General features: G+C 30.8%; 13 protein-coding genes. 11 read left to right on the forward strand and 2 right to left on the reverse strand.

All coding sequences use genetic code 11. The features are described 5' to 3' along the window. Positions 1-271 (forward strand): alanine racemase C-terminal domain-containing protein (locus tag RQ893_RS04950; RefSeq protein ID WP_311481942.1); only part of this gene is annotated, 271 nt, incomplete at its 5' end. Continuing rightward, entirely contained in the window at positions 261-611 is a 351-nt protein-coding gene (locus RQ893_RS04955; protein WP_311481943.1) for a type II toxin-antitoxin system PemK/MazF family toxin, read from the forward strand. The genes RQ893_RS04950 and RQ893_RS04955, both read left to right, overlap by 11 nt. Positions 612-670: 59 nt before the next feature. Here RQ893_RS04955 and murC read toward each other — a convergent pair whose 3' ends face one another. After that, positions 671-2,065, reverse strand: a complete 1,395-nt coding sequence (gene murC, locus RQ893_RS04960; RefSeq protein WP_311481944.1) for a UDP-N-acetylmuramate--L-alanine ligase — start codon at positions 2,063-2,065, stop codon at positions 671-673. 148 nt (positions 2,066-2,213) lie between these two features. Between murC and rpiB the strand changes: the two genes are divergently transcribed. The 9 genes from rpiB (at position 2,214) to RQ893_RS05005 (ending at position 12,127) form a co-directional block, all read left to right on the forward strand. Next, entirely contained in the window at positions 2,214-2,657 is a 444-nt protein-coding gene (gene rpiB, locus RQ893_RS04965) for a ribose 5-phosphate isomerase B (RefSeq protein WP_311481945.1), read from the forward strand. A gap of 42 nt (positions 2,658-2,699) precedes the next feature. Next, positions 2,700-3,419, forward strand: a complete 720-nt coding sequence (gene deoD / locus RQ893_RS04970; protein ID WP_311481946.1) for a purine-nucleoside phosphorylase — start codon at positions 2,700-2,702, stop codon at positions 3,417-3,419. A 1-nt stretch (position 3,420) separates the two neighbouring features. Further along, a complete protein-coding gene (gene glmU, locus RQ893_RS04975) occupies positions 3,421-4,806 on the forward strand; it encodes a bifunctional UDP-N-acetylglucosamine diphosphorylase/glucosamine-1-phosphate N-acetyltransferase GlmU (protein ID WP_311481947.1) in 1,386 nt (461 codons plus the stop codon). A 2-nt stretch (positions 4,807-4,808) separates the two neighbouring features. Further along, entirely contained in the window at positions 4,809-5,792 is a 984-nt protein-coding gene (locus RQ893_RS04980; RefSeq protein WP_311481948.1) for a ribose-phosphate pyrophosphokinase, read from the forward strand. After that, complete coding sequence (gene pth / locus RQ893_RS04985; protein WP_311481949.1) at positions 5,792-6,370, forward strand: aminoacyl-tRNA hydrolase; 579 nt, start codon at positions 5,792-5,794, stop codon at positions 6,368-6,370. Before RQ893_RS04980 ends, pth begins: the two co-directional genes overlap by 1 nt. Further along, positions 6,371-9,862 carry a transcription-repair coupling factor gene (gene mfd, locus RQ893_RS04990; RefSeq protein ID WP_311481950.1) on the forward strand — a complete coding sequence of 1,164 codons (3,492 nt, stop codon included), beginning with the start codon at positions 6,371-6,373 and terminating at the stop codon, positions 9,860-9,862. Beyond that, entirely contained in the window at positions 9,859-10,890 is a 1,032-nt protein-coding gene (locus RQ893_RS04995; protein WP_311481951.1) for a peptidylprolyl isomerase, read from the forward strand. The genes mfd and RQ893_RS04995 overlap by 4 nt, the downstream gene beginning before the upstream one ends. Further along, positions 10,862-11,767, forward strand: coding sequence for a SurA N-terminal domain-containing protein (locus tag RQ893_RS05000; protein WP_311481952.1), 906 nt, complete (start codon positions 10,862-10,864; stop codon positions 11,765-11,767). Before RQ893_RS04995 ends, RQ893_RS05000 begins: the two co-directional genes overlap by 29 nt. Before the next feature lie 81 nt (positions 11,768-11,848). After that, positions 11,849-12,127 (forward strand): HU family DNA-binding protein, encoded by a 279-nt coding sequence (locus tag RQ893_RS05005; RefSeq protein ID WP_311481953.1) that lies wholly within the window; start codon positions 11,849-11,851, stop codon positions 12,125-12,127. A 60-nt stretch (positions 12,128-12,187) separates the two neighbouring features. Here the strand turns inward: RQ893_RS05005 and RQ893_RS05010 are convergent, their stop codons facing one another. After that, the gene (locus RQ893_RS05010; RefSeq protein WP_311481954.1) at positions 12,188-13,930 is read right to left on the reverse strand and encodes an NFACT RNA binding domain-containing protein; all 1,743 of its coding nucleotides are present in this window, start codon (positions 13,928-13,930) and stop codon (positions 12,188-12,190) included. Positions 13,931-14,061 lie beyond the last annotated feature (131 nt).

Consider the following 14,061-nt stretch of genomic DNA (forward strand, 5'->3'; position numbering starts at 1 on the left):
TAATAATGGAGTTGTATACATAAATGGTAATTCATGCAAGGGTTTAGGAAGAGTGTGTATGGATCAGATGATGGTTGCTGTAAGCGGTATTGATGTTAAGGCTGGAGATAAGGTAGAAATTTATAGAGATATTGAGATGGATGCGGACTTAATTGGAACTATAACTTATGAGTTAATGTCAAACATATCTATGAGAGTTAAAAGAGTTTACATAAAAAACAGAGAAATAATAGCAAAATGTGATTATCTAGGAGAATTAAATGAAAGTTAAAAGAGGAGACTTATACTATGCAGATCTTTCTCCTGTAGTCGGTAGCGAGCAGGGAGGAGTTAGACCTGTGATTGTTGTCCAAAATGATGTGGGAAATAAATATTCACCAACAATTATAGTGGCACCTGTAACAAGTCAAATGAATAAGGCTAAGCTTCCAACTCATGTGAAGTTAAAAGGAAATAAATATGGCCTTCCTAAAAATTCTGTAGCTCTTATGGAGCAATTAAGAACTATTGATAAAACAAGGCTTAGAGAAAAGATAGGTACTTTTTCAGATGAAATAATGAATAAAATAGACGAGGCAATTACAATTTCACTTGCCATAGAACAAGATTAAAAAACCCAGTTTTGTAAACTATTTCTGTTTATAAGACTGGGTTTTAAATTATATACTAATTAGATTTTATAATCATTTACTATCATTTTTGCAAGTTTGTCTGGATTTCCGCAACCTGTGGTTATAACAAGATCATCATCTTTAATTACTTGATAAATATAATCTCTAGCTTCTTCGAATGTTGATAAGTATTTAGCATTAAGACCTTTTTTGACCATGGCATCAACAACATCTTTTGAATGGATGGTTGGGTCAAATTTTTCTCTAGCAGCGTAAATATCGGTTACAATTATTTCATCAGCTGAATCAAAGCTATTTAAGAAATCATTAAATAATGTCTTGGTTCTTGAATATGTATGTGGTTGCCACACACAGATTAATCTACCTTTAGTGTGTTCTGCTAGGGCATCAAGAGTTACAAGAATTTCAGATGGATGATGACCATAGTCTGTCATGACAGTAGTTTTATTAACATGACCAATAATTTGCATTCTTCTATCTAGACCAGTGTATTTTAGAATATTTTCTTTAATAGTTTCAATATCTATGCCATTTTCGTAGGTGGCTATGATTGATGCCATGGCATTATTAATATTATGTCTTCCAATAACTCCGAGTTTAAAATGCTCAATATTTCCATTTCTCATTACTAGGTCAAAACTTGGTCTACCCAAGTTATCAAATGTAATATTTATGGCGTTATAGTCAGCTTCAGGATTTTCTTGACCATAGGTAATTAATTGTCCTTGAACAGCATCTAATATCAATTTATTATTTTCTTCATTAAGGTTTAGGATGGTTTTTGAATTTTCATCCTGGTTTCTTAAATAAACCTTAAATGTTTCAACGATGTCATTTAAATCTTTATAATAATCAAGGTGATCTTCATCTATATTTAAAATAATAACTGTTTGAGGGAAGTAGTATCTGATATTTCCCTTATATTCACAAGCTTCTGTAACAAGAAAATCTTCATCTCCTACTTTTACATTTCCTTTCATATCATCTAGGATACCACCAAGTAAGATAGTAGGATTTTCCTTAGAATGGAGAAGAATTTTAGAAATCATACTTGTAGTTGTTGATTTTCCGTGAGAACCAGAAATAGCAATAGAGTTCTTATAATTTCTCATAAGAGCACCTAGAAATACTCCCCTTGTAATAACTGGGACACTTAATTTTTTCGCCTCAATTAATTCCTCGTTATCATCTGCTATTGCATCTGTATAAACAACCAAGTCGGGATTTTTAATATTTTCCCTTCGTTGACCTATATAAACTTCTATACCTAAGTCTTTCAAGATTTTTACAGTATCGGACTCACTTCTATCTGAACCTGTTACCTTATATCCTTTCTCAAATAAAAGATGGGCAAGTCCACTCATTGAAATTCCACCTATACCAATAAAATGAACATATTTATAATCGTGCCCATCTAAATTAAATTCAAACATATATTTATAATCTCCTTAGTAGTTAAGTCTTTAAGTATATTTACTATATTATACCATATTTAATAATGAATTCTTGTCAAGTTCGACTTTGAATATAAGAAGAGATGACGTATATTTATATTAGAATTCAAAGACAAAAGGAGGTCCCATGAAATTTGTAGTAGCTAATGATCATGGAGGTATAGATTTAAAACCTGCTGTGTGCGAAAAACTCGAAGAGCTTGGGCAAGAAGTAGTTCATTTGGGTACATACAATAAAGATTCTTGTGACTATAGTGACTTTGCTGTCAAAGCTTGTGAAAAAGTTGTCAATGGAGATGCTGATTTTGCTGTTCTTATTTGTGGAACAGGTTTAGGTATGTCTATTTCAGCAAATAAAATGAAGGGAATAAGAGCAGCTTGTGTTTCTGAACCATATTCAGCTATGATGAGCAGAGCTCATAACAATGCTAATGTATTATGTCTTGGTGCTAGAGTAATAGGAACTGAAGTTTGCAAGATGATAGTAGAAGAATTTGTTACAACTCAATTTGAAGGCGGTCGTCATCAAAAAAGAGTAGATAAAATTAGCAAAATAGAAGAGGAAAATTGAGACTGAGGGGTCTCTATTTTTGTTTATTTTAAAGGAGAATAAATGACAATACCAACACCGCATATTTCTGCGACTAGTAAAGATCAAATAGCAAAGACTGTATTGATGCCGGGTGACCCTTTAAGAGCAAAGTTTATTGCCGATAATTTCTTAGAAAATGTAACTCAGTTTAATGAAACTCGTGGTATGTTAGGATTTACTGGCTTCTATAAGGGCAAGAGAGTTTCAGTTATGGGTAGTGGAATGGGCATTCCATCTGCTATGATTTATTACAACGAACTTTTTGACTTTTATGATGTAGATTGCATTATTAGAGTAGGTACAGCTGGTTCTATGCAGGAAGGAGTTAAGCTTCACGATATAGTAATCGCCCAATCAGCTTGTTCTGAATCTTCAATTAACGATAACTTATTTGGTAATATAAACTTTTCGGTGACACCAGATTTTGATTTGTTAGTTAAGGCTGTTAACAAATCAAATGAATTGGGATACACAACTCATTGTGGCCAAGTTCACTCATCAGATCAATTTTATAACGAAATGGATCCAAGGGTTTTTGATAATTTAAGAAAATATGGGATTCTTTGTGTTGAAATGGAATCTTATGGTCTCTATATGGCTGCAAGAAAACATGGTAAAAAAGGATTGGGTATATTTACAATCTCAGATTCATTAATAGAGAATGTCGCTGATAGTGCAGAAAATAGGCAAAAATCTTATACAAATATGATGGAATTAGCCCTAGAGGTAGCAGAAGCTTGATATGATAAAAACTATTATTATGGCAGCAGGTGAAGGCACTAGAATGAAATCAGAAAATTCTAAAGTTCTTCACAAGCTAATAAATAAAGAGATTATAAAATATGTTAAGAAAGCTAGTGAATTTGAAAACTCAGAAACGATTATAATTGCTGGCACTAACAAAGGAAAACTTGAAGAATTATTTCCAGATGCAAAGATAGTTGAGCAAAAAATAGGTGACGGTATTCCTTATGGAACAGGTTATGCAGCAAGTCTTGCCTTAGATTTTATAGAAGATGATGATCAAGTTTTAATCTTAAATGGTGATATTCCATTAATTACAAAGTCATCTCTTGAAAAACTTATTGACTTTCACAACACTACTATGTCTGCTTGTACAATTCTTTCTACCTTGATAGATGAACCTAAAGGTTATGGGAGAATTATAAGAGATGAGAAAAATGATTTTGTAAAAATTACTGAAGATAGGGATCTTAAATCTGGAGAAGAAAATATAAAAGAGATTAATGTAGGGATTTATATTTTTAAGGCCAGAGACTTAAAAAATGCTATTTCAAAAATAGATTGCAATAACGATCAAAACGAGCTTTACCTTACTGATTGTGTTGGGATTCTAAAAAATGATGGTAAATTAGTTAGTGCCTATATTAGTAAAAACAACGAAGAATTTTATGGTATCAATAATAAGTACGAACTATATAAAGCAAGTAAGATTCTACAACATAGGATTAATAAAGAATACATGATTAATGGTGTTATAATAGAAAGTCCTGAAACTACATTCATTGAAGAGGGAACTGTAATAGGGACTGATACTATTATATCAGGTTTTGTAAAGATTTATGGCAAGTCAAAGATTGGAAAATCTTGCTTGATTGATGGGTCAACAAGAATTATTAATTCAACCATAGAAGATAAGGTTAGGGTTGATAACTCTGTTATAGAAGATTGTTATATGGAAGAAGCTAGTAATATAGGTCCATATTCAAGGATTAGACCAAATTCTCATATAGGTAAAAATGTTCATATTGGAAACTTTGTTGAAGTTAAAAATTCAAAATTAGGTGAAGGTACCAAGGCTGGTCATCTTGCCTACATTGGCGATAGCGACTTGGGCAAAGATATAAATGTTGGTTGTGGTGTTGTTTTTGTAAACTATGATGGAAAGTTTAAACATAGGTCTATTATAGAAGATGGAGCTTTTATAGGATCCAATGCAAACATTGTAGCTCCTGTATTAGTTAAGAAAGATGGCTTTGTTGCAGCGGGTTCTACAATAACAGAAGATGTTAATTCTGGAGAATTGATAATCGAAAGAGCAGAGCAAAAACATATAAAAGGTTATGTTGAAAGAAAAAAAGAAAGAGATAAAAATCATAAGGAGTAGAGATGTCATCTAGAGCAAATAAGTATATTCAAAGAGGGGAATTAAAATTATTAACTGGAAATTCCAACATTAAGTTAGCTGAAAGCATGGCAAAAAATCTTGGTACAGAACTTACTAAGGCTGATATTGAGAAGTTTAAAGATGGCGAAATAAGTATAAAAATAAACGAATCAATAAGGGGAAAAGATGTTTTTATAGTACAACCAACATCAAATCCTACCAATGATAACTTAATGGAATTATTGATTATGATAGATGCTTGTAAAAGAGCTTCAGCTGGTTATATAAATGCTGTTATACCATATTATGGCTATGCTAGACAAGATAGGAAAACTAGGGGAAGGGAACCTATTACTGCAAAGCTCGTAGCTAACCTACTTACTATAGCCGGGGCTAATAGGATTATTACAATGGACCTACATGCTGGCCAAATCCAAGGATATTTTGATATACCAGTTGACCACTTTTCTGCAATTAGACTTCTTTCAACTCACTTTCAATCATTTGCTTTTGATAAACCTGAAGAATTTGTTGTAGTAAGTCCAGACCTCGGTGGTGTAAGACGTGCAAGAGAATTTGCTGACTACCTAAAGCTTCCTATAGCGATTATTGAAAAGAGAAGACCAATGCCAAATGTTTCTGAGGTTATGTCTGTAATTGGTGATTTCAAGGGAAAACACGCTATAATTGTTGATGACATGATCGATACTGCCGGTACAATAACTAACGCTGCCGACTACTTGGTTGGAAATGGAGCAAAAGATGTATATCTTGTAGCAACCCATGGCGTATTTTCTGGAGATGCAATAAAGAAACTTCAAAAACCATCTGTAAAAGAAGTTATTATTACCGATACAATAGCTCTCCCAGAAGAGAAAAGAATTGATAAAATTACACAATTATCTATAGCTCCACTCTTAGCAGAAGCAATTAATCGAATTAACACTTACGAATCAATCAGTGGTTTATTTACGGTTATAGAATAATGTATTACATTGTTGGCTTAGGCAATCCTGGATTACAATATGAAAATACTAGACATAATGTAGGTTTTATGACTATTGATTATTTGGCTAACAAATATAATATAGATGTAAGAAGATTAAAATATAAATCCTTATATGGTCAGGGAGAAATCTCTGGCCATAAAGTTATGCTTATAAAACCTCAAACATATATGAATAATTCAGGTGAAGCCGTCAGAGAATTAAGAGATTTTTATAAATTTGATATAGATAAATTAATCGTAATTTACGATGATATAGATATTGATTTTGGGACAATAAGGATAAGAAAAAAAGGTTCTGCTGGAAGTCATAATGGCATGAAATCTATTATATATCAAATTCAAGATGATCAATTTCCAAGAATAAAATTGTCTATAGGTAAGAAACCTGAAAAATGGGACCTTGCAAACTTTGTATTAAGCGGGTTTACAAAGGAAGAAGTGAGCGTCTTAGAAGATGAGATTAGACTTGCAGCTGAGGGTATTGAGATTATTTTGGGTCAGGATATAGACAAAGCAATGAATAAATGCAATTCTGTGAAGTTGGTGCAAGAATAAATGAATAAATTAATTGAAAAATTAATTAGCGTTGATCGAATAAATAAAATTAAATATCAACTTGAAGATTATTCACCCATATATATTCAAGGTCTTAGCGATGGGATTAAAGCTCATCTTGCATTAAGCCTTTTTGATTTATTAGGGCAAAATATGGTTTTCGTTGCAGAAAATCAAAAACGAGCCGAAAAATTCATTGATGATATAAATGAAATATCTAGGTGTGCTAAATTATATCCAGCTCTTGATACAAACTTTTATAATATAAAATCTATAGATGATCAAAAACTTAATCAAAGGCTTGAAACATTAATAAGTCTGTCAAAGAAAGAAAAGTTTATAACAGTAACTTCTATTTCTGCACTAAAAAACAAATTAACAACTTTAGACGCATTTAACAAGTCATTTGTTAGAATAGATGAAGAGAGTTTAATTGATGTAAATGATTTTATATCAAGACTCATAGCTCTCAATTATAATCCAATAGATTTTGTCGAAGAAAGAGGCGATTTTGCTAGAAGGGGTTCAATTATAGATATTTGGCCTATTAACTATAAAAATCCCATTAGAATAGAACTTTTTGATGATGAGATCGATTCAATAAGAATTTTTGATAAAAATAATCAAAGAACAATTGAGAAAATAGAAAGTTTTGAAATAAGCCCAGCCAATGAACTTTTATATGGCGATGAAGATTATCAAAATGTCATAGAATCAATCAATAAAGATTTAGAAAATAAGAAAATCACAGAAATAAGGGATCAAAAATTAGTTGATAAGTATAGGCAGATAATTTCATTTTTAGACCAGAGTATGTATGTTGCAAATAAAGATTTAATAAATGCATATAGGAGCAATAATTATCATACTTTCATAGATTATTTGCCAAAAGATACAGTATTTATTTTTGATGATATATCTAGGATTTATGAATCAGTTTCTGCTGAGGATGAGAAATTTCTTGAAGATTTAACTTATCAGATGGAAAACGGAGAAGTGTTTTCAAGCTTTTCGAACTACTTGGTTGGTACTTCAGATATTTATAAAAAAATATCTGATAAAAAAAATATAAAACTCAGCTACATACTTAAAAGGTCTAAATTATTTTCACCAAAAAAAATTATTGAATTAAAATCTATAGAAGCTGAAAATTTCAATAAAAATGTTGAGCAATTTGCAAAAACAAGCATAGAACTTGCAAAAAACGAACAAAAAGTTTTTGTTTTCGCGGGGTCAAAATCGAGAAAAGAAAAACTTATTGAAAGTTATGTGGATAATGGCTATTTACTTGCAAGTTTTGAAGAAAATGCCTCGGATTTTGAAAAAAACCCGATAATTGTTTCAGAAAAAAAAGCGACAGAAGGATATTACCTTAAAGACTCAAGTCTTCATGTTTTTACTAGCAAGGAAATTTATGGCAGGTCAGCTTCAAGAAAGATTAGTCATAAAAAAGTTTCTTCAAAGAACATAATAAACTATTCTGACCTTGAAATAGGCGATTATGTTGTACATGAAAATAATGGAATTGGAATCTATAAAGGTCTTACAAAAATAGAGAGAAATGATGTAGAAAAAGATTTTATCTTAATAGAATATAAAGGAAACGATAAACTTTATATACCAGTTGATCAGATGAATCTTGTTAGTAAGTATATAGGTAACAAGGGAGAGAAACCGAAACTTTCAGCACTAGGTTCAATCCAATGGCAAAAATCAAAACAAAGAGCTAAAAAGGCAGTTGATGAGATTGCTGAGGACCTTGTAAAATTATATGCCCAAAGAGCTAAGGAAAAAGGACACGCTTTTTCTAAGGATACTAGCTGGCAAGATGAATTTGAAAATTCATTTCCTTATGATGAAACATTTTCTCAGTTAAGAAGCCTACAGGAAATTAAAGCTGACATGGAAAGCGAAAATCCAATGGACAGGTTGTTATGTGGGGATGTTGGTTATGGAAAAACAGAGGTTGCTCTAAGAGCTGCCTTTAAAGCAATAATGGATGGATACCAAGTTGCCTTTCTTGTGCCAACTACAATTCTTGCTAACCAACACTACCATACTATGCTAGAGAGATTTAAGGATTTTCCCGTAACATGCTCTATGCTTTCTAGGTTTAATACCAAGGCTAAAAATGATAAAATCCTAACGGATATAAAAACTGGCAAGGTTGATATTGTCGTTGGAACTCACAGACTTTTATCTAAAGACATAAAATTTAACAAACTTGGTCTTTTGATAATTGATGAAGAGCAAAGATTTGGTGTAAAACATAAGGAAAAGTTTAAGAAATTAAAATCATCCATTGATGTTCTAACACTATCTGCAACACCAATACCAAGAACCTTACAAATGTCCTTATCGGGTATTAGAGACTTATCTACTTTAGATGAGCCACCAGAGGACAGACTTCCTGTTAATACTTATGTTTTAGAATATGATTCCGGTATAATTAGGGATGCCATTCTTAAAGAGATAAACAGAAACGGTCAAGTATACTTTGTCTATAATAGAGTAAATGATATAGAGAAATTATATTTGAAAATAAAGGATTTAGTTCCTGAAGCAAGTATTGAAATAGTCCATGGCCAAATGAGTCCACGACAGATTGAAAATATTATGCTAGACTTTATTGAAGGTAAGATAGATATTTTACTTGCTACTACTATTATAGAAACAGGAATGGATATAAAAAACGTAAATACTATTGTAGTATATGATGCTGATCTTATGGGCTTATCACAGCTTTATCAGTTAAAGGGTAGAATTGGTAGGGGATATAGGTCCTCATATGCGTATTTTACCTATAGAACTGGAAAAATTTTAACTGAAATCGGTGAAAAGAGATTGAAATCAATAAGAGATTTCTCAGATTTCGGATCAGGTTATAAAATTGCTATGAAAGATTTGGAACTAAGAGGTGCTGGTAATCTTTTAGGAGAGAGCCAGTCAGGCCATGTAGAAGCAGTTGGATATGATCTTTATGTGAAATTCTTACAGGAAGCAGTTGAAAAGGCTTCTGGAAAAGATGTTAGGATAAAGGAAGAGATACCAACTTTTATTGATATTAAAATAGATGCCTATATTCCGAATTCATATATTTCAGATATTTCACAAAAAATAGAAATTTATAACCGCATTGCAAAAATAAACGATAAAAAAGATTATGAAGATTTGGTTGAAGAATTAATTGATGTATATGGCGATATTCCTGTAATAGTGGATAATATAATGTATGTATCGTTAATAAAATCTCTTGCATCATTGAATGGTGTGAATGAGATAAGAGAAATTGATGATAACATTAATTTGTTTTTTGTAGATAAGGATTATTATACATTTGAAGAGCTTAAAAGCATAAATCAGTCCTATAGAGGTCAGATGAGTTTAGATTTATCACATAAACCGGCTTTTATTATTCCTGCAACAAAAAATAAATTACTTGACACATATGAACTTTTAGATACAATTAACAAAATAAGGAGTAAACAATGAAAAAGAAATTATTAATTGCAGTTTTAGCATCAACAATGGTGCTAGGTGCTTGTGGGAATCAAGCAAAAGACAATAAGAAAGATACTAAAGTTGAAGAAAAAGCAAAAGAAGTAAAAGAGCTTGATAAGGGAACAATAGCCATAGTTAATGGTGAAAAGATTTCAAAGGACGCTTATAAGGAAGAGATGAGTTTTTATGGAGCAATGCTTGCTTCAAGACAAAATCTTAAAAACTCTATCGTTCAAATGATGGTACAAGATAAGCTAATTGCTGATGACATGAAAGCTAACAAACTTGAAGTGTCTGACAAGGAAGTTAATGAATCATTCTTAAATTCTGTAAAACAATTTGGTGGTCAAGAACAGTTCGATAAGATGCTTGATGACTACAATATGGATATTGAAAAATTCAAAGAAACTGTAAAAAAAGATCTTATGTATAAAAAACATAGAGAATGGTTTGAAAAAGAGCATCCAGTAACTGATGAAGAAATAAAACAATATTATGAAGATAATAAAGCTCAATTTGAAAAACGTGATGCTTCACATATCCTTGTAGAGGATGAAAAAACAGCTAAAGAAGTAAAGGAAAAACTTGATAAAGGTGAAGATTTTGCTGCTCTAGCTAAAGAATATTCTAAGGATACTGCCAATGCAGCTAATGGTGGAGATTTGGGCACATTTTCTAGGGGACAAATGGTTAAAGAATTTGAAGATGCTGCTTTTGCTCTTAAAGAGGGTGAAATCTCAGATCCTATTAAGACCCAATTTGGTTACCATATAATCAAAGTAAACAAGATTGCAGATTCTGTTGAAGACAATAAAGAAGCTATTATAAAAGCTCTTAATGATAAGAAATATGCTGACTACATCAAAGAACTTAACGAAAAAGCTAATGTTGTTACTGAGGCAACTATAGCAGAAAGCAAGGCAGCAGAAGAGTCAACTAAGGATAAAAAAGATAATTCAGATGCTAAAAAAGCTGACGAAGAAAAAGAAAATGAAAAAGATAAAAAAGATAATAATTAAAATATTATCTTTTTGCCTTTGCTTCCTATTGTTTTCTTCATGTAATAAAAAGGCTGATGAAAACACAGTAGCCATAGTAGATGGTGAGGCAATCAGTAAGGAAGTTTTCGATAAAGAATTAAAATTTTACTTAGCTTTTTATACTAAAAAATATGGAGAATCCTACTTGGATGAAAAAAATTCTAAAGGGAAAACTAATAAAGATGTTCTTAGGGATGACTTGTTAGATTCAATTATTAAAGATCAAATAATGCTAAATGATTTAGCAAAGAAGAAAATAAAAATTGATGATAATACAGCAAATAAACTAAGAAGCGATATGGAAAAGAGTTTAGGTGATAAAAACTCGCTTAAAGCTAATATCCAAGCTTTAAATATTAGTGATGGCGAATTTTCAGATGTAGTTTTCAATGACTCAATTAGAAAAATACACTATGATTATTTTTTAACTCATAATAAAATTAAAGACTCTGAAATACTAGAATATTATAAGTCAAAAGAAGATCTTCATAAAATGTATAAATACAATGTTTTGGTTTTTAATAATAAGGATGGAGCTCAAAAAGCAAAAGCTGCTATTAAAAATCAAGTGGATTTTAGACAAGAATTGAAAAATCCTGCGAGAAATTACGAGATTATTAATTCGGATTTTGTCTACAAAGACGATCCTTTACTTGTAAAATCAAAATTAAATGAAAAAGATAAGGTAAGTGAAATATTTGAAAATGATAATAAGTATATGATTTTAATGATTAACTCATATAATGAGAACGAAAATGATTTGTTAATGCACACAAAAGATAAATATTTAAAAGAAGCATATGAACAATATCTAAATAAATTAATAAAATCTAGTAAAATAAAGGTTTTTATTTGATAAAGCTTGATTTTATTGTACTTATTATGTATAATCATTCTTAGAGTTAAACAGAAATCATGTTGATTTATAGGAGGAAATATGAATAAATCAGAATTATTAAATAGCATATCAGAAAAAAGTGGTCTTAAAAAAGTTGAATCTGAAAAAGCACTTAATGCATTTTTAGAAACAGTAGAAGAAGCTCTAATAGCTGGTGACAAAGTTCAACTTGTTGGATTTGGTACTTTCGAAGTTAGAGATAGAAAAGCTAGAGAAGGTAGAAACCCAAGAAAACCAGAAGAAGTAATTCAAATTCCTGCTTCTAAAGCTCCAGTATTCAAAGCTGGTAAAACTCTTAAAGAAGCTGTTAATAAATAAGAAAATTTGACATTTTAAAAACCGGATCTTGAAATAAAGAGCCGGTTTTTTATTGTTTTTTTATATTTGTTCAAGCTTCAAATCATGTATTTTCTCTAAATCAACTCTTATGGTTGAAAAATTTTCATAGTATACCATACCTTCTTTAGCGCCTTTGGCCTTATTGATATTTTTCTTTTCAGTATAGTCTACATCAACCTTATTATCATTAGCTAATGATGAATTAAATGCAGCTAGATAAGCTGCTGTTGCTATGTCATCATCGTAAATCTTATCTGCCTTCAGAATAACATGGCTACCAGGATTATCTTTAACGTGAAACCAAAGATCTTCTTTCCTCGCAACTTTAAGAGTTATATAGTCATTTTGTTTTGAATTTTTACCTACGTAAATATCAGCGCCGTTTATTGTTTTATAGTGCAGTGGTTTTGAAGGTTTTGTTTTTTTCTTATCCCTAGATCTTTTCTTTATCAATCTATTCTCATACATTTCTTCTCTAATTTCTTCTAAATCAGATATAGTCTTAGCCCTATTTACAAAATCTTCTAATTGATTTAGGTAGGTGAGAAGAATTTCTTGTTTTGGAAGATCCTTTTGAGCATAGGTAATCGATGTTTTTATTTTTTTAGCCCTATTGTAATAATCGTTGATATTCTCCCAAGGAGTTTTCATTGGATTAAGGTTGATTTTTATCATTTTATTTTCGTTGTAAAAATCTTCCAAACTAATTTCCTTAGATTTTTCTTCAATCCTATATAAGTTAGCAGCTAGAAGGTCAGCAATTTTTTTTGCATTTTCAGCCTGACTTTGCTTAGCAATATTATCATTTAGTATCTTGACTTTTTTATTTACGGTTTTTTTGTAGCTATTAATTTTTTTTACCAGGTCAGCTTTTGTCTGGTCCAGTCTATCATTTGATTTATTTATGGAATAAAAATCATCTATAGCTATACTCATCAATTCGTAGGATTTTTCTTCAAAATTTAAGTAACTTAGTTTAAGAGTGTGATACTCCTTGATTTTTTTTCCTTCCCTATAGTCATATGCTTCTAACCTATCATAAAGAATATCATCTTTTAGGTTTAGGAGTAATTGGTTTAATTCTCCTTTATCAGCTTCGCTTATAAGTCCCCAATTTATCCTAGGATCAATGTTAGCCCTGTGGATTAATTCCTTACCAACTATAGGAGAAAAACCCTCATAATAGGAATAAAAGACCTTATAAGGCTCTATTCCGTTAGGTATTCTATGGCTTATAGCAAAGATGTCTTCATTGAAATTATCATCGCATATGTCAATCTTGTCACTTTTTATTCTCTCATATTTTAAAGATGGGAAAATTTGTCTTACAGAGGACATATTGTCATTTACTCTCTTGATAGCATCAATTATCTTGTAGTTTTCATCAGTTAAGATGATATTTGAATGTCTGCCCATAATTTCAATAATTAACTTTTTACTTGTATCGAAACCCATTTCATCAATAGACCCAATAGAAAATTCTACGACCCTGTCAAGTCCGTATTGAGTAATATCTAAAATTTTTCCCTGTCCTATATGCTTTCTAAGAACCATGCAAAAATTGTCAGGTTTATCTGGGTTTTCATATTTTTTATTAGTGAGGTTTAATCTTGCCTCATTATTGTTAGCACTCAATAATAATTTTATTGACTTACCCATTGAATATATATTAAAAACTAGGTCATTTCTAGATGGTTGAGATATTTTTTGAATTTTACCACCTAGGATTTCTTTTTTTAATTCATTTACTATTTTTCTCGTTACTATTCCATCAAAACTCATATTTCACCTCAACATTATTATACTCTATGCTATCAAACATCATACTTGAAGTAAAATCATATAAAAGTAAAATGAATAAGATAAGGGGGAGTGATGAAAAAGGGATTTTTATTAGTAATATCAGGACCGTC

It is taken from the genome of uncultured Anaerococcus sp., from assembly GCF_963510915.1.
Lineage (GTDB): Bacteria > Bacillota > Clostridia > Tissierellales > Peptoniphilaceae > Anaerococcus.